This is a genomic window from candidate division WOR-3 bacterium (assembly GCA_039802005.1).
In the GTDB taxonomy this organism is placed as follows: domain Bacteria; phylum Hydrothermota; class Tepidihabitantia; order SM23-42; family JAOAFX01; genus JAOAFX01.
The window spans coordinates 17,767-36,947 of the sequence record JBDRVV010000025.1 but is presented as its reverse complement, the minus strand read 5'-3'; the positions used below and the strand labels follow the sequence as shown (position 1 = coordinate 36,947).

Annotated in this window: 26 protein-coding genes; all 26 read right to left on the bottom strand. The window is 37.1% G+C overall.

Annotated features, from left to right (window positions below):
• The coding region (locus tag ABIL69_08735) for a DNA methyltransferase (protein MEO0124070.1) at nt 1-445 on the bottom strand (445 nt) is incomplete at its 3' end.
• 256 nt (nt 446-701) lie between these two features.
• Nucleotides 702-1,847 carry an aldo/keto reductase gene (locus tag ABIL69_08730; GenBank protein ID MEO0124069.1) on the bottom strand — a complete coding sequence of 382 codons (1,146 nt, stop codon included), beginning with the start codon at nt 1,845-1,847 and terminating at the stop codon, nt 702-704.
• 4 nt (nt 1,848-1,851) lie between these two features.
• Nucleotides 1,852-2,334 (bottom strand): TspO/MBR family protein, encoded by a 483-nt coding sequence (locus ABIL69_08725; GenBank protein MEO0124068.1) that lies wholly within the window; start codon nt 2,332-2,334, stop codon nt 1,852-1,854.
• Nucleotides 2,335-2,438: 104 nt separating this feature from the next.
• Nucleotides 2,439-3,008, bottom strand: a complete 570-nt coding sequence (locus ABIL69_08720; protein ID MEO0124067.1) for a hypothetical protein — start codon at nt 3,006-3,008, stop codon at nt 2,439-2,441.
• 10 nt (nt 3,009-3,018) lie between these two features.
• Complete coding sequence (locus tag ABIL69_08715; protein MEO0124066.1) at nt 3,019-4,047, bottom strand: T9SS type A sorting domain-containing protein; 1,029 nt, start codon at nt 4,045-4,047, stop codon at nt 3,019-3,021.
• A 211-nt stretch (nt 4,048-4,258) separates the two neighbouring features.
• Complete coding sequence (locus ABIL69_08710; protein ID MEO0124065.1) at nt 4,259-4,636, bottom strand: hypothetical protein; 378 nt, start codon at nt 4,634-4,636, stop codon at nt 4,259-4,261.
• Between the two features lie 73 nt (nt 4,637-4,709).
• Nucleotides 4,710-5,261 (bottom strand): RNA polymerase sigma factor, encoded by a 552-nt coding sequence (locus ABIL69_08705; GenBank protein ID MEO0124064.1) that lies wholly within the window; start codon nt 5,259-5,261, stop codon nt 4,710-4,712.
• A gap of 18 nt (nt 5,262-5,279) precedes the next feature.
• Nucleotides 5,280-5,669 carry a hypothetical protein gene (locus tag ABIL69_08700; protein ID MEO0124063.1) on the bottom strand — a complete coding sequence of 130 codons (390 nt, stop codon included), beginning with the start codon at nt 5,667-5,669 and terminating at the stop codon, nt 5,280-5,282.
• 78 nt (nt 5,670-5,747) lie between these two features.
• The gene (locus ABIL69_08695; GenBank protein MEO0124062.1) at nt 5,748-6,134 is read right to left on the bottom strand and encodes a cyclophilin-like fold protein; all 387 of its coding nucleotides are present in this window, start codon (nt 6,132-6,134) and stop codon (nt 5,748-5,750) included.
• 4 nt (nt 6,135-6,138) lie between these two features.
• Nucleotides 6,139-6,438, bottom strand: coding sequence for a hypothetical protein (locus ABIL69_08690; protein ID MEO0124061.1), 300 nt, complete (start codon nt 6,436-6,438; stop codon nt 6,139-6,141).
• Between the two features lie 220 nt (nt 6,439-6,658).
• Nucleotides 6,659-6,982, bottom strand: a complete 324-nt coding sequence (locus ABIL69_08685; protein ID MEO0124060.1) for a cupin domain-containing protein — start codon at nt 6,980-6,982, stop codon at nt 6,659-6,661.
• Between the two features lie 43 nt (nt 6,983-7,025).
• A complete protein-coding gene (locus ABIL69_08680) occupies nt 7,026-7,427 on the bottom strand; it encodes a GxxExxY protein (protein ID MEO0124059.1) in 402 nt (133 codons plus the stop codon).
• A 40-nt stretch (nt 7,428-7,467) separates the two neighbouring features.
• Entirely contained in the window at nt 7,468-9,075 is a 1,608-nt protein-coding gene (locus tag ABIL69_08675; GenBank protein ID MEO0124058.1) for a carboxyl transferase domain-containing protein, read from the bottom strand.
• Nucleotides 9,076-9,272: 197 nt separating this feature from the next.
• Nucleotides 9,273-9,662, bottom strand: coding sequence for a Zn-ribbon domain-containing OB-fold protein (locus tag ABIL69_08670; GenBank protein ID MEO0124057.1), 390 nt, complete (start codon nt 9,660-9,662; stop codon nt 9,273-9,275).
• 245 nt (nt 9,663-9,907) lie between these two features.
• The gene (locus ABIL69_08665; protein MEO0124056.1) at nt 9,908-11,056 is read right to left on the bottom strand and encodes a thiolase domain-containing protein; all 1,149 of its coding nucleotides are present in this window, start codon (nt 11,054-11,056) and stop codon (nt 9,908-9,910) included.
• 94 nt (nt 11,057-11,150) lie between these two features.
• Nucleotides 11,151-11,654, bottom strand: a complete 504-nt coding sequence (locus ABIL69_08660; GenBank protein MEO0124055.1) for a GxxExxY protein — start codon at nt 11,652-11,654, stop codon at nt 11,151-11,153.
• A complete protein-coding gene (locus tag ABIL69_08655) occupies nt 11,614-12,681 on the bottom strand; it encodes a hydroxymethylglutaryl-CoA synthase (GenBank protein ID MEO0124054.1) in 1,068 nt (355 codons plus the stop codon). Before ABIL69_08655 ends, ABIL69_08660 begins: the two co-directional genes overlap by 41 nt.
• A 46-nt stretch (nt 12,682-12,727) precedes the next feature.
• A complete protein-coding gene (gene purC / locus ABIL69_08650; protein ID MEO0124053.1) occupies nt 12,728-13,753 on the bottom strand; it encodes a phosphoribosylaminoimidazolesuccinocarboxamide synthase in 1,026 nt (341 codons plus the stop codon).
• Nucleotides 13,746-14,222 carry a 5-(carboxyamino)imidazole ribonucleotide mutase gene (gene purE, locus ABIL69_08645; GenBank protein ID MEO0124052.1) on the bottom strand — a complete coding sequence of 159 codons (477 nt, stop codon included), beginning with the start codon at nt 14,220-14,222 and terminating at the stop codon, nt 13,746-13,748. The genes purC and purE overlap by 8 nt, the downstream gene beginning before the upstream one ends.
• Before the next feature lie 74 nt (nt 14,223-14,296).
• On the bottom strand, nt 14,297-14,812 hold the full coding sequence (locus ABIL69_08640) for a hypothetical protein (GenBank protein MEO0124051.1): 516 nt from the start codon (nt 14,810-14,812) through the stop codon (nt 14,297-14,299).
• An 8-nt stretch (nt 14,813-14,820) separates the two neighbouring features.
• The gene (locus ABIL69_08635; GenBank protein MEO0124050.1) at nt 14,821-15,462 is read right to left on the bottom strand and encodes a hypothetical protein; all 642 of its coding nucleotides are present in this window, start codon (nt 15,460-15,462) and stop codon (nt 14,821-14,823) included.
• 32 nt (nt 15,463-15,494) lie between these two features.
• The gene (locus ABIL69_08630) at nt 15,495-15,842 is read right to left on the bottom strand and encodes a DUF5518 domain-containing protein (GenBank protein ID MEO0124049.1); all 348 of its coding nucleotides are present in this window, start codon (nt 15,840-15,842) and stop codon (nt 15,495-15,497) included.
• Nucleotides 15,843-15,924: 82 nt separating this feature from the next.
• Nucleotides 15,925-16,851, bottom strand: coding sequence for an alpha/beta fold hydrolase (locus ABIL69_08625; GenBank protein ID MEO0124048.1), 927 nt, complete (start codon nt 16,849-16,851; stop codon nt 15,925-15,927).
• A gap of 13 nt (nt 16,852-16,864) precedes the next feature.
• A complete protein-coding gene (locus ABIL69_08620) occupies nt 16,865-18,304 on the bottom strand; it encodes a sodium/proline symporter (protein ID MEO0124047.1) in 1,440 nt (479 codons plus the stop codon).
• A gap of 121 nt (nt 18,305-18,425) precedes the next feature.
• On the bottom strand, nt 18,426-18,689 hold the full coding sequence (locus tag ABIL69_08615; protein MEO0124046.1) for a hypothetical protein: 264 nt from the start codon (nt 18,687-18,689) through the stop codon (nt 18,426-18,428).
• 13 nt (nt 18,690-18,702) lie between these two features.
• The gene (locus ABIL69_08610; GenBank protein ID MEO0124045.1) at nt 18,703-19,173 is read right to left on the bottom strand and encodes a hypothetical protein; all 471 of its coding nucleotides are present in this window, start codon (nt 19,171-19,173) and stop codon (nt 18,703-18,705) included.
• Nucleotides 19,174-19,181 lie beyond the last annotated feature (8 nt).

Sequence of the window (19,181 nt, the reverse complement as noted above, 5' to 3'; positions counted from 1 at the left end):
ATTCATAGTCTAATTTAAGAATCCCATTCCTTGGGTAAGGATAAGAACCCATTACTGTTGCTCCGCCAGTTGTATGACAGGTAGTAACCTTCTGCCAGATAATTGCGCCCATATAATCAAATCCTGCGCTCTCACAAAATTTGATGATTTCTGTCCTGATCGGAATAACCTTATATCTTCCATAATAAACCGAACGGGCAAACTGGTCTCCAATGTTAATACATAAACGGCAACCTTTATGAAGAACTCTGCGGCATTCACTCCAGACAAGGTTAAGGTTATTTATATATTCTTCATAAGTATCATTAAATCCTATTTGCTTTCCATTGCCATAATCCTTTAACTGCCAGTAAGGGGGTGATGTGATAATAAGATGGACGGATTCATCGGGAACTTCTTTCATCCATCTTGCATCACCAATGATTATTTTATGCCGGGTCTTCATACAGTTAGTTCCTTTTTATCGGATTATATTTTATTATACTTAATATTAATTTTTTGTCAATGACACTAAGAGGTTTTAAACGTGTGCCGTTTACCTGGAGCGTTAGAATCTAAAACCACACCCTCGCCTTTATCCTCTCCCTTTGAGGGAGAGGAAATGGAGTTGGGAATTTTTCCATTCAAGGATAGTAATTTAAGTGCGATGAATCGCACCGCTACAGATAAGATGCTGAAACAAGTTCAGCATGACAGACGAATCAATCGCCTCGTTTCAAGAATTTATGAGCTGCTTTCAGTTCTTTAATTATCTCTATCTTCTGCGGGCAGCGGTCTTCGCATTGACCGCATTCGGTGCATTTATCTGCCTTCCTTTCATCTTTGATAAATTTTTTATACATTCCTTTTGATTCGACAAATGCATTATACATATAGGCATCGTTATATATCTCAAAGATAAATGAAATCGGAATTTTCTGGGGACAATCTGAACAATAGTTACAACCAGTACAATTGATTTTCGTGCGCGATTTGAAAAATTTTTTTGCCTGTTCATACAATTTCAACTCATCTTCGGTGAGTGTATCTCTGTGCTCTACTGATGCAAATTCAATGTTCTGTTTGACCTGTTCAATCGTGCTCATTCCACTTAACACACAGGAGACCTCAGGCCGATTGTATAAATATCTAAATGCAAATTCTACAGGTTTCTGTTTGAACTTTGAGCGAGCAATGATATTTAATACTTCTTCCGGTACATTCCGGGCAAGTTTGCCACCACGCAGGGGTTCCATAATTATGACGCCAAGACCTTTACTATACGTATATTCAAGACCCTTTATTCCTGCTTGAATATCATTATCAACATAATTGATATGGAGCAAACAAAATGACCAGGGATAGGCATTAATAATTTCTTTAAATAGCGGCAATTCATCGTGGAATGAGAAACCAGCGAACCTTATTTTGCCTTTTTTCAATGTATCATCAAAAAATTTCAATATATCAAATTTCTGAACGGTCTGCCAGGAGTCTTTACTTAAGCCGTGCAAGAGATACATATCTATTGTCTCGGTCTTTAATCTCGTGAGTTGCTCATTAAGATACTTTTCAGAATCACCTTTTTCTTTCACAAGATAGACAGGCAATTTGGTCGCAAGATAGATTTTCTTGCGATATTCTGGCTTCAAAACTTCACCCAAGAATACCTCACTCTCACCTGAATGATAACCGTAGGCGGTATCAAGATAATTTATGCCATTATCAATCGCATAATACAAAATTTTTGCTGCTTCGGGTTTGTTGATTGATTTAAAGTCATTTTCATCAAGAAGTGGGAATCTCATACAACCAAAACCGAGTTGTGAGATTTTTACACCTGTTTTACCAAAATCACGATATATCATTTTATCAATTCAATACTGCAATCCACCCGTTTAAGATTGAAGCAAAACTGACCCAGAGAATGTACGGTATCAAGAGGTAGCCGGCTACATATGAAACCTTGAAGAAATAAATTATCGTAAGCAGAATAGCAATCCAAAGTATGATAATCTCAATGAATGCATATAATGGAGAGCGCAATCCGAAAAAGAGAAAAGACCAGACGACATTAAGAACCAGTTGTATTAAAAAAATGATAATAGCGGTCTTTACGGGTGTCAAAGAGAGTCCCTTATTCCAGACAAAATAAAATGCAATGCCCATAAGAATAAACAGCGCAGTCCAGACCGGACCAAACAACCAGTTTGGCGGGCTTATCGGTGGCTTATTTATCGTTCCATACCAGGTGGAGACTGACTGCCTTGTCGCTAGGGAACCTATAAATGCAGCTCCAAGTGTCAATGCCAACGAAAATATGAATTTAACGATATTAAAATTTGAGACTGGCACATCACCTCCTAGTGCTTACGAAACACTGAAATACCTATGCAACTAAAAATATAAAATTTTCAGGGTAGACTTGTTACTACAATATTATTTATTTTACTATTCCATTATTCCAAAATTCTGGAATTGTGGAATGATTGTGGTTTTAGTGGAGTATTCAACCATCTGGTAATTGCCTCAATCAGAACACCGATACGCCTTTTAATCAGAATATAATACCAGAAACACGAGACTAAAAGAAAGAATAGAATTATCAATGTTATGCTTGTTTGTGGAAAGCGGTAAAACAGCAGAATACTAATAAAAGCGAGAAATGCAGGGATGGTGAGATTCAAACAAAATGTAATCTTAATCTTCTGGGGATTGACCATCTCTATTGCGCCGTGGATTGGGCATACTGTATATCTTGAAACCGAATAATCAAATTGGACTTCTCTGAAATAAATTGCCCTTGGATTTATTGGAAAAAATTGGTATCTATTTTTTATGTGCATTCTCAATGTATCATTTAAACTATTAACATCAGATAAATCTTTCTGAAGATTTGGCATTATCTTTTCAAAGGTAGAAAGGCGGATAAGATTCTTAAAATAACCCGGTTGTTTCAATCTCGGGAGAATCTCATCAAGAATTAAACAGATCCCTGTTATTATTAAACCAATGTAAATATAATTCATACATCTCCTTTTAATTTTTACTTAGAATCACTATCTTCTCAAAATAGTTTTGCTTCTGAGTGGTTATCCTCAAGAAATAGATACCCTCGGGCACATCACAAAAATTTAATTGAATATTATAACTTCCTTGAGCAAAGAGTTTATTATTTAAAATCATTTTTTTCTCTCTACCCACCAAATCATAAAGGATAATTGCTAAATTTGTTTCTTTTCTTATATTTAACGAAAGAGAAATCGTTCTCTTACAGGGATTCGGATGTAAAGAAAATTCAAAATTATTAAGGCTCAAATTTCTTTCGCTTTCAATCCCAGCACCAGGACCAAAATCAGCCACCTGGCAATTATCTATCCAGACCAGTCCTCTGTTCCCTTCGCCCCAGTCAATCCAGCAGGCACCAGCATGGAATTCGGTCGGAGCCAATGTATCATTACCAATGGAAGTATCATATTCATACCAAACAAGATTATTATTTAGCCACCAGGCATAAAATGGATTTTGCCCGCTTAAATCAACAAGCATCGTGATATGATACCATTGTTCACGTCTGATGAACTGCAAATTATCATATTGACGGTGACGCTGTCCATCGCGTCCCCGATACGCCATTCTAATCATAAACAGACTATCAGGTAATCCCTGATAAGGATGCGTTTCAATATTTGCTCGCTCGCGATAACCACTTGGATGGACAATATACGCTTCCATAAAATAAAGCCCACCAACAGTAACATTTGATTGAGAGATTGGTCCATTACGCAGATAACAACTGTACCATAGTTTTTTACCCGAAGGCCAGGGAATTATCTTATTGGTATATGCCCAACCGCCCTGGGCACCATTGGTAAGCTGAAAACGAGCACTATGATTACCCGCATAATGGATAACAGTATCATCAATCGCACTTGCAGAACCTACTCCCCCATACACTGGCGTTTCATCCCAGTTTATGAAATTCCCCTGGGGGTCTTGCCCCGCCTCATAACCATCCTGAAAGATAATTGTATCTGCAAGAGCGATTTTCCAAACGCTCAAAATCATTTTTTCTTGTTTCAACACAAAAATATATGGAAATATCGAACTTAAAAGACCTAATGTTAGCAGGAACTTTAGTACTATATAAGAAATATTATTTTTATCATTCATCATTCCTACTTTTGGTAGTCTGTTTTTAAGCGAATTGAATAACTTTTCTATAATTTAATTTATATTATTGTCATCTGGTAATAATTATCAATAAATTTTTTGCTTTTTAAGTGATGTTTGAAATATATCGACAAATACTCTTGCGGAATCCATATAATAAAGTTACTATAAGAAAACTGATAGAGAACAGATTTATTAAAGTCAATGTTTCCCTTTTAAGGAGTGCCACTGATATATACGGAATGGCTTCCAACCAGATTTTATTTAACAAAAACCCTACTAAAAGAACAAAGGCGATAACCGAAAATGCGTATAAAATCGTCAAAAATGAAAATACCCAGCTATTTTTATGCTCAATTTCTTTCATCACTTTTAACTTCATCAATACTTTGTCTTCTATAACACCGGGGTCATAATTCGTAGACAATGCTTTATCAATTTGACTCTCAATTGCTACTTTCTTCTGACATTCTTGGCACTTCAAAAGATGTTTTTCTATTTGCCCCCTCTCATTATCGGATAAAAGATCCAACCTATTCTCAATTAATTTATTAATATCAGGACAGGAGTTCTTCTTCATAACCCTTTAATTTTTCTCTTAATCTAATTCTTGCACGACTTAAAGAAACCTTCACATTTTCGGGACTTATTCCAACAATTTCAGATATTTCTTTTATATCAAAATTTTGATAATAGAACAGGGTCAAAAGGAGTCGGTCGCGTGGATGTAACTTTTCAAGGGCATTCTGGATGATTACCCTTTTCCTAATTTCGGCTGTGGAGTCTTTAGTGCTGGTAAGTTCAATTGGGTCATAATCTTGGGTGGAACTTTGATTAATCATTTTTCTCTTTTTTAAATGGTCATAAGCAAGATTCCGGGTAATACGGCAAAGATAGGTCTTAAACTTCTCCGGATTTTTTAGCTTAGCTAAGTTTTGAAAAGCCCTTATGAATGTTTCCTGGCAAATATCCATACTTATGTCATAATCGCCAAGGAGCCGATAGGCAATAGTAAAGATAAGTTGTTTATATTCCGTAACGAGTTCCGCCATTGCCTTTTCATCACCATTTCTGCTTCTAATTACAAGTTCAATAATACCGCAAGGCACGAGTAGCTGTTATAATACCTATTTCTCAGGTAAAATGAAATGGAGTAAGATAAAACAAACGCCGACTACGCCTATAAACACTCCCGCACCAATTAGCACTCGTGATGATTGAATATATCCAAATAAGATACTTCCAAGTCCCACCCCTAATACTACGATGCCATTTTTTAAATACCTTCCCAATCTTTGACTTTCGGTTTCCAGTTGTTGATAATTCCATTTTTTCTCAGGACCCTCACCAAGCAGTTCTTTTATCTCCTGTACACTCTTTCCTGATTCAATCGCCTTGGTTACCGATTCGTAATATTTTCTTTTCACAAGCGAGCTTGAAATTATCGAAATAATTGCTATCAAACATCCCATTATTATTGCGACTATTGGCACAAGGAAAGAAATCCAGTGTTGCATTGTAACCTCCTTTGTCTATAAGACGAAATTCAGGCGGTCAAGGTAACATTATTAATTAACCTTGGACAGGCAATTAGTTCAATCTTCAGAAACGTAGACTTTTATCTCATCTCCATTTTTCACCTCTCTAAATACTTTACAGTCTCCTTTTACTCTGCCAATTACATTCACATCACTATAAGCCCTTATCTCTTTATCGTTACTTACCGGTGTCTTGCCAAAAAATATGCATAGCGATGGCTCTTCAATCCAGATTGCTATTTCACCTTCTTTTACAACCTGCCGTGGGTTTTCGGGTTCAATTTTATCTATCGGAATTTTAAAATAGATTTCCTCACCCCAGAGATTTGCCTTCGCTTCAATGGGTAGAATCTTCAAAAATTTTTCTGCCGTCTTTGGGTTTTCTTCGGTTATCTCAACTCTAATTTTCCCGATGCTTTCACTTTCAATGATTATCTGTTTCATAATTCTACTCCTTCTCAATCATTTTCAAAATTATACATTTAGAGCATTCAGAAAATAGATTGATTTTATCTACAATTAGCCTCATATCACCAAGTTCAATTTTTTCGCCTTCCTGTAATTCTAAATCCTGACTGCTTCCTTCAACGCCCTTTTCTGCTACCGAAATCCATGCCTTTTTTACTCCCTCGCTTGCATCTTGCCATACTTTTGCGAGAGCAATTTTATATTTGTATATTGTAACAACTTCGTTTTCACCAATAATTATTTCTTGTCGTGTAGTCATAACACCTTCTTTCACCCTCACCTTAATCCCCTCCCATCAAGGGAGAGGATAATCTTATTAAATTTCATAGCATTTTTATGTATCATAAATGGCACATTCCATTCCCTTGATTTAATCAGGGGGTTATTAAGCCTTACCCCATTAAAATTATTTTTTTTGCTTTAACATAAAATTCTTACGAATTAACTCCAAAGACCGGACGACCGCAGTTTGAAACCGTTCCTACATAATATAAGGAATTTTATTCTTCGCCTTTGGTCTTGGTTTTGATTGGTTCTACAAGTAAAACATAAGCAGGTTTTTCACTGCGGGAGCGATGCCTGGTCCCGCGCTTAACTAAAAAACCTTCGCCTTCTTTTAACTCTATAGACTCATTCTCCATATCAATGAAGATTTTACCCTTTAATACATAAAAAAATTCATCTTCATTCATATGGGTATGCCATTTGTAGATACCATCTATTTTTGCAATTCGCAAAGCAGTCTCATTTACATATACTACATCCTGAGGCTGCCATGCCTCTTTGAGTTTCTTATCAATGTCTTTGAAGGTTATTTTATTCATTAGACCTCCAGTTTAAAAAAGATTCAGACGGATTAGAGCGGATTCAGACGGATTTAGAACGATCCTTGCTCCTTACTATACGAATATACTCCAGCTTAGGAGTTCCAAAATTGACCAATAAGCCCACTTCGTAAGGTGATGCTTTAAGTTGGGAAATCAGTTGTTCACGGAACACCTTAGGCAAACGTTCTACAGATTTCAATTCAATTATTACTTTATTTTCAACCACCAAATCTAAACGATGCTTTCCTACTACTTGACCATCATATTTTATCTGAATTTCTTTTTCAATTTCGTAAGAAAGTTTCTCTTTTTTTAATTCTAACTCTATTGCTCGCTGATAAATCTTTTCAGTAAAACCACAACCAAGGTTTTTATGAACTTTGAATAGAATACCAATAATCTTATACGTTAGCTCTTTATGAAGTAAGACATCCGTTTGCATCCACCTTAATCTGTTTGAATCTAAATCCGCCTCTGGCGGATTACATTCTGAACACCCCAAATTTATGTTCAGGTATTGGTGCATTAAGGGACATTGCTATACCCAGTCCAAGCACCGTGCGGGTATCAAGTGGGTCAATTATTCCGTCATCCCAGAGCCGTGCGGTTGAATAATAGGCACTTGACTCGTATTCATATTTTGCCAGGATTGGTTTGCGGATTTCTTCAATCTCTTCGGGTGTTGGTTTTTTCCCTTCTTTCTGCAGTGCCTTTACCTTGATATCAGTGAGCACATCTGCAGCCTGTTCACCACCCATTACACAGATCTTTGCGGTGGGCCACATAAATAACAATCTTGGTTCATAAGCACGACCACACATACCATAATTACCCGCGCCATAAGAACCACCAATTATAACGGTGAATTTCGGCACCTGGGCATTTGCTACCGCATGGACAAGTTTTGCACCATCCTTAGCAATTCCTTGATGTTCATATCTTTTACCAACGATAAATCCAGTAATATTCTGCAAAAATATTAAAGGTATTTTCCGCACACAACAGAGTTCAATAAAATGTGCACCTTTTTGTGAAGATTCAGAAAATAATACACCATTGTTTGCCAATATTCCCACTGGATAACCCATTATCCGTGCAAATCCACAGACCAGAGTTGGACCATATAATTCTTTAAATTCATGAAATTCGCTATCATCAACAATTCTTGCAATCACTTCACGCATATCAAATGGTTTGCGCAAATCCTTAGGAATTATACCATATAATTCCTTCGGGTCATAGGCGGGTTCTTTGGGTTCTGCACGCTCCAGTGGATATTTTGGTTGTCTGCCCAGGTTTTCTACGATATTACGGGTAATTTCTATCGCCTGTTCATCATTTACTGCATAATGGTCACTCACACCCGAAATCCGACAATGGACATCTGCACCGCCGAGTTCCTCTTCGGTAACCACTTCCCCCGTTGCAGCTTTCACCAAAGGGGGACCGCCAATATAAATCGTTCCGGTACCTTTTACATGAACTACTTCATCACTCATCGCCGGTTGATATGCTCCACCTGCAGTACAAAAACCCATTACCACTGAAATCTGAGGAATATTCATTGCAGACATTATCGCCTGGTTATAAAATATTCTACCAAAATGAAACCTATCAGGAAATGTGCCTACTTGTAAAGGCAAGAATATTCCACCTGAATCAACGAGATATATGCAGGGCAGGCGATTATCAATTGCAATCTCCTGAGCACGGATATGCTTTTTTATTGTCTCGGGCACATAAGTGCCACCTTTGACTGTAGCATCGTGTGCAACGATCATTACTTCGCGACCCTGGACAACACCGATACCGGTGATAATTGCAGCAGATGGATGCTCATTATCGTACATATCCCAGGCAGCGAGCGGACTCAATTCTAAGAATGGAGTATCCGAGTCAAGAAGCAATTTCAGTCTATCACGCACAAAGAGTTTACCCCTTTCTTTATGTTTCTTGTGCATATAATCAGGTCCACCTTTACGCACGAGTTCGAGCCGCTCTTTTAATGTTTTCACTGCCTGTTCCATTGCCTCATAGTTTTCTTTAAACTCCGCACTATTGGGATTTATCTTGGATTCTATTTTGTACATATACCTACCTTTGTGCGATAAATCGCACCGCTACAATTTGGGTTTATTTTTGATTCTATTTTGTACATATTATCCTTTAAATTCTAAATCCTAATATCTAAATCCTAAACAAATCCCAAATTCTAATGTATCGACATTCATATTTGGAATTTAATTCATTAAACATTGTTTAGAATTTCGGACTTAGGATTTCGAGATTATCCAAGTATTGCTTTATATCCATAGCATATTATTCCAGCAGCGCCTTCTTCCTGGACCTTTCGGAAAACCAACTTTACCGGTTTACCAATTCCCATATCTTCGGGTTTACAATCAACAACCTGTGCCATCAATCTGACACCATCCTTTAATTCAATTATTGCTACATTATATGGCACCTGCGTGTTGAATTGATCAGGTGCCACGCGGATTGTGGTATAGGTTACAATTTTGCCCTCTTCTGATAATTTTATCTTTTCAAATTCTCTTGACTTACAATTTGAACAAATAAGTCTTGGTGGGAAAAATATCTTTCCGCATTTTTTACACTTATTTGCTTCAAGCCGATACCTTTGTGGCATTTCTCTTGTATATCTTGGTGAAGGCATTTATCCTCCTTTCATCGCCGACAGGCGATGCACTGACTATTGCGGATAATAACACGGATACACACTGATAAACTTTAGAAAATCCGAATATCGAAATCCGAAACAACTCCTAAATCCCAATTTACCAAACTGTTTTGAATTTGGAATTTTGGTAATTAGATATTGTTTGGAATTTCGGATTTCGAATTTAGTGCTTGCCATCAATTCATTCATGATAGTTTATGGATCACATATCTAAAAGCAAGTCACTCGGATTTGAAAATATGCACTACTGATGATGCTCCTGAGCCACCCATATTCTGGGTCAACCCGATTTTGGCATTTTTGACCTGACGTTTACCAGCAGTCCCTCGAAGTTGTTCAACTACTTCAACCACCTGTGCAATACCCGTAGCACCAACTGGATGTCCTTTTGATTTCAAACCACCGGATGGGTTTATTGGAATCTTTCCTTCAAGCGCAGTCTCACCTTTTTCAACAAGTTGATAAGCCTTACCCCTATCACAGAAACCAAGTTCTTCCATTATGCACAATTCAGCAATGGTAAAGCAATCGTGGACTTCAGCGAAATTTATATCCGAAGGTTTAATCCCTGCCATTTTATATGCGCGTTCTCCAGCAACCCTTACTGCATCAAGGCTTAAAATATCCTTTCTTTGATGCAAGGCGATTGTATCAGTTGCCGCACCAGAACCAATAATTTTGATCATAGGTTTTCCAAGTTTCTTGGCAATATCAATCGTCGTTACAATTACACAGGCAGCACCATCAGAAACCGGCGAACTATCCATCACTGTTATCGGGTCTGCCACCATTGTTGCATTTAAAACATCATCTATTGTAATTTCACTCTGAAATTGAGCATTGGGATTTAGGGAACCGTTTTTGTGGTTTTTCACTGCCACCATTGCCAGATGTCTGCGCGTGGCACCGTATCGTTGGAAATATAAATTGGCAATCATTGCATAAAGCCCGGGAAAGGTAATACCGTGATAACATTCATATTCCTGGTCTGCAGCAGTAGATAACGCATAGGTCACATCTGCCCCATCGGTCATCTTTTCTACACCACCAGCAAGTACAATGTCATTCATTCCTGATGCCACATCAATAAATGCCTGTCTTAAGGCAAATCCACCAGAGGCACAGGCAGATTCGACCCGCAGTGCTGGTATTGGTGCGATACCGAGGTAATCTGCCATTAATGCACCGATATGTTCTTGACCGACAAACAATCCCGGGGTCATTGAACCCACATACATTGCATCAATATGGTCAACATTTGCATCATCAACTGCCTTTAATGCAGCTTCAACAAAAATATCCCTTAAGGATTTTGTCCATAATTCACCAAATTTGGTCATTCCAATTCCAATAACTGCAACTTCTCTCATATTACCTCCTTTAACACTGAAACACTGAATTTTAGAACACTGAAACAGTGAAGATAATAACACTGAAAACGCTGAAACGGTGAAATATGGTAAATCATAATATCAGCCTTTTGATTTCAATTTTTGCTTTAGCAAAATTAATCAGCAACCCTACTTTTAAGCCCGCCGCTTTAAGGTAACTAAGCATTCTCTTTGTATCATCAGTACAGAAATTTTTTACAACTTTTAACTCAACTATTATCTTTTCTTCAACCACCAGATCTAATCTGTGTCTCCCAATTTTACAATTATCGTAAAAAATATCTATTTGCTTTTGCCTTTCGTATTTTAAGCCGTTTTTAGTTAGTTGAAATACTAGTGCATTTTCGTAGGCCGATTCCACAAAACCAGGTCCCAAAGATTTATGTACTTCAATCGCACAACTTATTATTTTGTGTGTCAACTCGGAGAATGGATACTCACTGTACTCAATCTTGCCTATTCCGTTTAATCTTCTAATTTCAGTGTCTTCAGTGTGATTTATTTCTGTATCCTCAGTATCTTTCATTTCAGTGCCATCAGTGTTCAGCCATGATAATTTTATGTCTGTGTTTTGCATACTCACCATAAGTGAGATATATTCTATTATTCTCAAGCATATCCCTTACCTTCTCTGCCTTATCACGAACTTCATTTATCCTTTCAGTAACTTTAAAAACAAACGCATCACTGCCCGCACCAGAACCAAAGGAAACAAGTAATATTAAATCGCCTGGTTTAGCAACATCAAGGACTGCAGAAAATCCAGTGGGAGAAGAACCCGAATAGGTGTTACCCATCAAGGGCACAATCCAGCCTGGTTCAATCTGCTCTTTGGTGAATCCAAGTCTTTTTCCAATCGTCATTGGAAATTTACCATTGGGCATATGGAATATAGCGTATTTAAAATCTGAAGGTTTATAGCCTGTCTTTTCAAGAATTCCTTTGCCCGCATTATAGATATGTTTAAAATATGCCGGGTCACCGGTAAATCTTCCACCGTGCCTTGGATAAAATTGATATTCTCTGCGCCAAAAATCAGGTGTATCTGTTGCCCAGGAATATGTATCAAGAACTTCTACTACAATCTTTTCTTTTCCGAAGATAAATGCAGAACCACCGGCTGAAGCAGAGAATTCAAGCGCATCTCCTGGTGCACCCTGCGATGTATCAGCACCGATACCCATTGCGTATTCCATTAAACCTGCTTTTACTAAACTATATGCTACAAACATTGCCTCAGTTCCTGCCTTACAGGCGAATTCGAAACTTGCAATATGAACTTCAGGTGTGATTCCGAGAACTTCAGCAACGACAGTAGCAGATGGCTTTACTGCATAAGGGTGCGATTCAGAACCAACATAGACTGCACCAATTTTCTTGGGGTCAATCTCTGCCCTTTTTAAGGCATTTTTTGCGGCGGCGACTGAAATGGTAATTGTATCTTCGTCCATTCCGGGCACGGTCTTTTCTTTCAATGCTAATCCTTTTTTAATCGTTTCTGGGTCTCTACCCCATTGTTTTGCAATCTCTTCAACCTTTATTCGGTACCGGGGTAGATAAGACCCGTATCCAATAATACCTATTTTTTCAGAGTTTGACCGCATCAACGACCTCCCTTCTTTTTAAATAATAACCGATTGGTTATATACTTTACAATACCCATTTTTTTATATCTTCTAAAATCTTCCTTAAAGAAGGTGCATCAAACCATTTTTTACCAGTTAGTTCATTTGCATAAGCCTGATATATTAAACAGATACCTTTATATAATTCTTCTGGTAGATGGGGTGGTTTGGTTCGGACGATGGATTTCCAGTGTACCCGGTCTTTCTTTTTTGCCTCCTCCACATCTTTAAACCAATCGGTTTTACGATAATAAATCCGTGCTATCTCTTTGCTTACAGGCATTCCATCAAAAGTAAATCGACATTCATCAAGTGTTCCCAAAGCATCAACGAGGACGAAATTTCTATTCTCATCAAATCCAAGTTCAATTTTACCATCTTCATTAAATAATCCGAGTTTTTGTGTCTCCTTGTTAATGAGTTCATTGACAAAAGATAATATTTTTTTCATTTGAACAAGTTCTTCATCAGAAAGATTAGATATTTCTTTCGCTTCATCCCAGGTCAAATACCTATCTGTTATTTCAAGTTTTGTTGATACATCGTATATCGGGTTTTTAAGTATTTGCCCGGGCTCTGGAATTCTGTCAAATCCAATATCCGAGGGTTTAATTGTCCCTTCCTTTAAACGCTTAAATACCGAAGAACCTGCGGGCAGGGCATTACGATAAATAACCTCAAGTGGGATTAAAAAATTTCTTTTCTCTTTTTTATAAATTGAATAATCATATTTATTATCACCTTTGAGCTCAGGTTTTATTACTCTGAGCAATTTGACCTCCATCGTATCAGATGGTGTTTTCAAATCATTCAGGCGTTTTGTCTTCCCATCTTCAATAAGACCAAGATAGTGAGTCTTTATACCAGATTGCTCAAGTTTCTCAAAGTAATAAGCTGTAGCAATACATATTGCCTGTCCTTTTTTTGATATGTGGTCAGGCATCTCACCCCAGTCAAAAACTGAATATCTGTCTGAAAATACAAACCTGCCAATACCCGGTTCATTTTCGGTTGGTTTTTCTATAACCGTAAGGTCTTTTACACTACCCATTTTTATTTACCTCCTTATCTGCCTTTTCAATTTCCTCTCTTTTTGCTTCTTGATAATCTCTTATCTTTCTTTCTAATTTTTTGTCTGCAAGGGAAAGAATTTTAATTGCTGCTAAACCTGCCTCTTCTGGTTCAAGAATAAATAAAGGACAAACTCCCGAAGGCATTCTGATTGTAGAGAAAATGTCGGCACCGCTGAATTTGTCGCTGTAAGGCGGACAGGCAATTACAGGTTTCGTAGTATTGGCATCGACGAATCCGCTCAGGGCATTACTCCTGCCTGCAACCGTGATAAAAACCACATCTTCATTCTCGTATTCTTTTATAATTTCAAGAATTTTGAGTGGAACCTTATGTGCTGAGGCAATTCGCAGGGTATAGTTAACACCAAATTTTTCCAGTACTCCTGCGATCTTTTTTGAATGTTCAAAATCCCCTTTTGAACCCATAATGATTATAACCTTAGCCATCTGCCTCCTTTTTTAATTTAATATTATAGTTAAAAATTTCGCAGGGTCAAGAAAAAGTATTAAATCTTTCATCTTTAAATCTTCCAGGGTCTTTCAATTTTTTTCAATTCAATTGCCTTCTGGAAGGCATCAATCAATATTTTTAAAAAGATAAACATTATTCCTATCTTGTTTGGGGCAACATCTATTTCTTCTTCAATCAACAAATCAACAACATAAAATAAAATAGCAGGTTGGGAGTAATTGTCTATTATCTGGCCAATACACTCAACGAATCTTTCTTCATCCATTTTTTGCAAAGAATCAAGTATTTTTAGATTCTCTTCCTCTATTTCATCAAGAAGTATTGGGAGAACCAAAGGCAAAGGGGCATATCTGCTTGACATCATTCGCCATATTCCGATTCCCAAATAGAAAAATACTTCTTTTTCAGATTCGTTGAATTCATGTTCACCTGTTTCAAAAAGATAAGCAAGAACATAAGGTTGTTCCTCACCCATCTTATTAATCAAGATTTTTATCTCGTCTGGTTCAAGGATTGACATCTCTTCAAAGGTTTTCTCGACAACCTCGTCTGGTATAGATTGCATACAACCCCCTAATAACTTATTTTTATACCAAAATTTATCCACAGAAATATCATTCCTTGTTCTGGATAATCAATAATTGCATTATCAACAATACCTTTCGCACTTCGGCTTTTCCACAAATATAGAAAACCGTCTATAACAGGAAATTCAATAAAAACTTTTTCAAAACATACGCTCTGCAAACGAAAACCTGCATCAAGTGTTATTCCATTCAGGTCATAAACTGCGTTATTCTGAATGATATTTCTATTATAACCCAAGCCCGTGCTAAATATTGGATTAAATTGAATAAACATAACTTTTTTTCGTCCAGGGTACCAATCAAAAAATATTCTGCCTGCAGTCAGACTACCGGTCAGACCAGACTTATCCCCCTTGATGAAATTATTGTTTGATAGATGTTCTGCTGACAGGTCAACATTTATGACCAAAACACGATAACCAAAATTCTGCAATTTTTTACACCAGAATTCCTGTCCAAAAAAGAAAGTAAAATTCTTCGGTCCCAAGTTTCTAAAATCATTCTGCAATAGTTCCGAAATCTCAAAACCGAAATGGAAGTTGGGCGTGAGATTATTGATATGCTTGTTCTCTTGTGCAAAAACAAGAGATGTAACAAAGAATAGAATAATAAGTTGACTCTTCTTCATTTTTAATAATCAATAAACTGATAAAAACAATCTTATTTCTTTCTGTGGATTAACCCACCAATGGCACCGCCAACGAGTCCGAGTAATCCAAAATAGAGTGTGGTAATAAAAATACCAGCACCGATTATTGCACCAACAAGGCCGCCGAAAATTGTGCCACCACCACCAAGGATACTACCTATAAAACCACCAAGAATCGGCAATAATATCCCGGCAAGTATCCCTTCAATTGTGCCGCTCAAAAATCCCGAAAGCATTCCGTTCTTTACTCCACCAATAATCAATCCCGCAATGAATCCAGCAATTATTGGTCCTAACACCGGAAGCGGGCTTAATATCAACATTGCTATGTATCCAATAATGACTGCCAATATAAACATATTACTCCTTTCTCATTTAAATTTAAATTTTCAGTACAAAGGCATTAGTGAGCTATTGCACTCAATAACGACTGACGGCGGTTTATTTTTTTAAATATTTATCAAAAAATGCCAGAACCCTGTCAAAGAATTCAGGATAATTGATGAATTCTGGTCCGTTTATACCACCGTGCTCTGCTTTAGGAACTATCCATAGTTCTTTTGGACCATTCAATTTGACCATTATCTTCTCAGACATCCAAACCGGTGTTCGATTATCTTTTTCACCAACGATCAAAAAGACTGGAATCTTAATCTTCTCAGCCGCATTTATAGGTAATAGTTCTTCGGGATAATTCTCTGGTGCCATAAAGTTTCGCCCCGGTAATGATTGTTTCAATACTGGTAAAAGTTCATCAAACGAACTCATAAGTGCCCTACCTACATAAGCAGAAATATCATTTCTTTTCGCAATGATTGCAAAGGAAAGATAAGCGCCCGTGGAAAAACCCATAACTCCTATTCGTGTCGTATCAACTTCAGGTTGTTTTTTTACAAAACCAATTGTGGCATCATAATCATCAATATATTCAGTATAACACAACCTGTCCTGCTCGGTTTGCCAATCTGAGCTTTTCCCAAAGCCACGCCAGTCAAACAAGAAAACGTTATATCCTTTTGTAAAAAAATGATAAGCATAGAATATAAATTGTGTCATATTACCAGCATCACCATCACAGATAATAATCGTTGGTTTCCTTGTAGTATCTGTTTTATACTCTCTGACATCGGGTTTTAACTCATCGGGAACCGGTACGAGACGTCCAATAACTGAGTTCAAAATACCAACAGTATCCTGAGCAGGAATGAACCAGCCTTTTAGTTTTAAATTATCTGCGGTCAGAAATTCAACCTCTCGGTAAATAATACCGTAATCAGAAGGTATCGCCTTATATTCTCTTTCTGGCCTGAGCGCAAAAGAAAACGCGATTAAAGCAAAGGTCAACAATAAAAATCTTATGAATTTCATATTTTCTCCTTTCTTATTTTTTGTGGTAAATCGTCTCTAAAAATTCTTTGTCATATTTTTTTGTGAACAGACTAACCAGTGTAATTATCATAAAGGAGATGATAATTCCAGGGATAAATCCATGAACTTTGAATGGTTGTTTTAGAGCCATCCATATCAGTGCTATGAGAAAGCCACCAATCATTGAAGAAATTACTCCAGCTTTTGTAACCCATCTTGCATAAAGTCCAAATAGAACCGGCCAGAGTGTAGTAGAAGATATGATTGCCCAGGAGAACGCGGTTAAAGCAAGTACAAGGGCGGGCGGTTTTATAGCAATTATTATTGAGATAATACCTATAATGAGTGTTGTGATTTTGCTCATCGTAAGCATCCTCTTGTCATCATAATTTAATTTCAATCCTTCTTTCAGAAAATCTTTGATTATTGAACCAGTGATTATTATTAATACTGACGAAAATGTTGACATACCTGCAGCAAGGACTGCTGCCAGAAATATTGAGGAACCTATAGGGTTAAGAACAGATTTTACAAGCATCGGTATTGCAAGGTCAGGATTCTTCAATGAAGGAAAAAGTATTCTTGATATAGCGCCATTAAAATACGGCAGAAGTGCAAGACAAGTCCCAAGCGCTGCAACTGGTGTTCCTATCTTGAAAAAACTGATTTTCTTAATTGAATAAAATCTAACCAGAAGTTGGGGCATACCCCAAACTCCAAAACTGACTATCAATGCATAAGAAATCAATCCCTGCCAATTCCATACGCCGGGTGTATCAACATATCCCTTATTAATTACAGAGAGATTAAATGCAGCGTTTGAAATGCCACCGACACTTTTCAATGTAAAAATTGTGAGTGTTATCAATCCTATTCCCATTATCCAAGCCTGTATAAAACTTGTCCAAACAACTGCAATATATCCACCAATTGATACATAAAAAAGTATTATCACCGAAGAAATCAAAAGACCGTAGATATATGAAACACCAATCAATCCTTCAAATATATGCCCCATACCTTTGAGCATACTCACATTATAAACTATCAAAAATATCGCTATCACAAGCGAAGAAAATATTAAAGCAAAGTTTGAATCATATCTTCTCTTTAGAAATTCAGGAATAGTAATGACATTCAGTCTATGGGTAATTTCTCTCATTCTCGGACCGAGAACAATCCAGCATACAGTCGTTCCCAGTAGAACATTTATTGCACCAATCCAAAGTGTTGACATCCCGTAAAGCCAGCCAAATGCACCACCTCCAATTATCACAACTGAACTGAAATATGCAGCTACATAAGACAGAGAAGTCACCCAGGGACCGATATTTCGTCCGCCCAGATAAAAGTCCGAAGTATCTTTTGTTTTTCTACCAGAAATGATACCAATAACGAGCAATAATAGAAGATAAAGCACTATAACCATGGCATATATAAGCATATTATTCATCTTTATCTCCAGGTCTATAAAGCAAACCCCATACAAATGCAAATATTACACAAATAACGGACAAAATGATTGCAAAAAAGGTAATAATGGGAATATTTAAAATACTCATAACCCTGCCCTTTTAGAGTTTACCAAAAAATGAAGTAATATCAAAGAATATCGCCTTTTTGGTTTGGTCAGCGAACTCTATTTCAATTTTGTCGTATTGCCTTCTGCCGTGAGGCATCAAACTCTGACGGAGTAACTTCCAGTCTCTCCCCTGGACACCGAATTTTTTAGCAAGATATTGATATTCAGCATTAACACCTTCCATATGGTTGCTGGCATCAAGTATTACAATCGCCTCTTCAAATGATTCACCACTTTTTTCTATAAATTTTACCATTTAGACGTCCATGTTAGATAATTATGAACCGTTTTGGTTTTTTCGGATCAACAAGCACTTGAAATTTTGCACCAGGAATTAATTTACCCATATCTGTGAAACTAAACACTTTATTAGTAGTCACAGTGTATGGTGCAAACATTCCGGTACTTATGCTCAATTTCAAACAGACTTGTGGAAGTTTATTTATGTAAACACCGGTTTGCTCTGCTGAGAGGATTTCTGCAGTTCCAGGGATACCAAATTTTTTAAACCATTCCAACTCTTTTTGCTGCTTTTTTGTCCACAATATTCCGCCACCAATGATTGCCAAGATAATAAAAATATAAAATCCTCCCATTAAGAAGAAAAAAGTTCTTAGCGGATAGCCATCGCCGGTTTTCCTTTCAGGGCCTGTATTAAAACCCAATACAATAAAGATAAGGCCAATAATTATAAACGGTATTGCAACAATGAATACCGTTGGTTTATTTATTTGCCACATAATTCCTC

Excerpts from the sequence above, each read along its gene's own strand:
- ABIL69_08730 (MEO0124069.1), bottom strand. The coding sequence starts at position 1,847 with ATGATATATCGTGATTTTGGTAAAACAGGTGTAAAAATCTCACAACTC.
- ABIL69_08720 (MEO0124067.1), bottom strand. The coding sequence starts at position 3,008 with ATGAATTATATTTACATTGGTTTAATAATAACAGGGATCTGTTTAATT.
- ABIL69_08715 (MEO0124066.1), bottom strand. The coding sequence starts at position 4,047 with ATGATTTTGAGCGTTTGGAAAATCGCTCTTGCAGATACAATTATCTTT.
- ABIL69_08700 (MEO0124063.1), bottom strand. The coding sequence starts at position 5,669 with ATGCAACACTGGATTTCTTTCCTTGTGCCAATAGTCGCAATAATAATG.
- ABIL69_08695 (MEO0124062.1), bottom strand. The coding sequence starts at position 6,134 with ATGAAACAGATAATCATTGAAAGTGAAAGCATCGGGAAAATTAGAGTT.
- ABIL69_08685 (MEO0124060.1), bottom strand. The coding sequence starts at position 6,982 with ATGAATAAAATAACCTTCAAAGACATTGATAAGAAACTCAAAGAGGCA.
- ABIL69_08680 (MEO0124059.1), bottom strand. The coding sequence starts at position 7,427 with ATGCAAACGGATGTCTTACTTCATAAAGAGCTAACGTATAAGATTATT.
- ABIL69_08675 (MEO0124058.1), bottom strand. The coding sequence starts at position 9,075 with ATGTACAAAATAGAATCCAAGATAAATCCCAATAGTGCGGAGTTTAAA.
- ABIL69_08670 (MEO0124057.1), bottom strand. The coding sequence starts at position 9,662 with ATGCCTTCACCAAGATATACAAGAGAAATGCCACAAAGGTATCGGCTT.
- ABIL69_08665 (MEO0124056.1), bottom strand. The coding sequence starts at position 11,056 with ATGAGAGAAGTTGCAGTTATTGGAATTGGAATGACCAAATTTGGTGAA.
- ABIL69_08660 (MEO0124055.1), bottom strand. The coding sequence starts at position 11,654 with ATGCAAAACACAGACATAAAATTATCATGGCTGAACACTGATGGCACT.
- ABIL69_08655 (MEO0124054.1), bottom strand. The coding sequence starts at position 12,681 with ATGCGGTCAAACTCTGAAAAAATAGGTATTATTGGATACGGGTCTTAT.
- purC (MEO0124053.1), bottom strand. The coding sequence starts at position 13,753 with ATGGGTAGTGTAAAAGACCTTACGGTTATAGAAAAACCAACCGAAAAT.
- purE (MEO0124052.1), bottom strand. The coding sequence starts at position 14,222 with ATGGCTAAGGTTATAATCATTATGGGTTCAAAAGGGGATTTTGAACAT.
- ABIL69_08640 (MEO0124051.1), bottom strand. The coding sequence starts at position 14,812 with ATGCAATCTATACCAGACGAGGTTGTCGAGAAAACCTTTGAAGAGATG.
- ABIL69_08635 (MEO0124050.1), bottom strand. The coding sequence starts at position 15,462 with ATGAAGAAGAGTCAACTTATTATTCTATTCTTTGTTACATCTCTTGTT.
- ABIL69_08630 (MEO0124049.1), bottom strand. The coding sequence starts at position 15,842 with ATGTTTATATTGGCAGTCATTATTGGATACATAGCAATGTTGATATTA.
- ABIL69_08625 (MEO0124048.1), bottom strand. The coding sequence starts at position 16,851 with ATGAAATTCATAAGATTTTTATTGTTGACCTTTGCTTTAATCGCGTTT.
- ABIL69_08620 (MEO0124047.1), bottom strand. The coding sequence starts at position 18,304 with ATGAATAATATGCTTATATATGCCATGGTTATAGTGCTTTATCTTCTA.
- ABIL69_08615 (MEO0124046.1), bottom strand. The coding sequence starts at position 18,689 with ATGGTAAAATTTATAGAAAAAAGTGGTGAATCATTTGAAGAGGCGATT.
- ABIL69_08610 (MEO0124045.1), bottom strand. The coding sequence starts at position 19,173 with ATGTGGCAAATAAATAAACCAACGGTATTCATTGTTGCAATACCGTTT.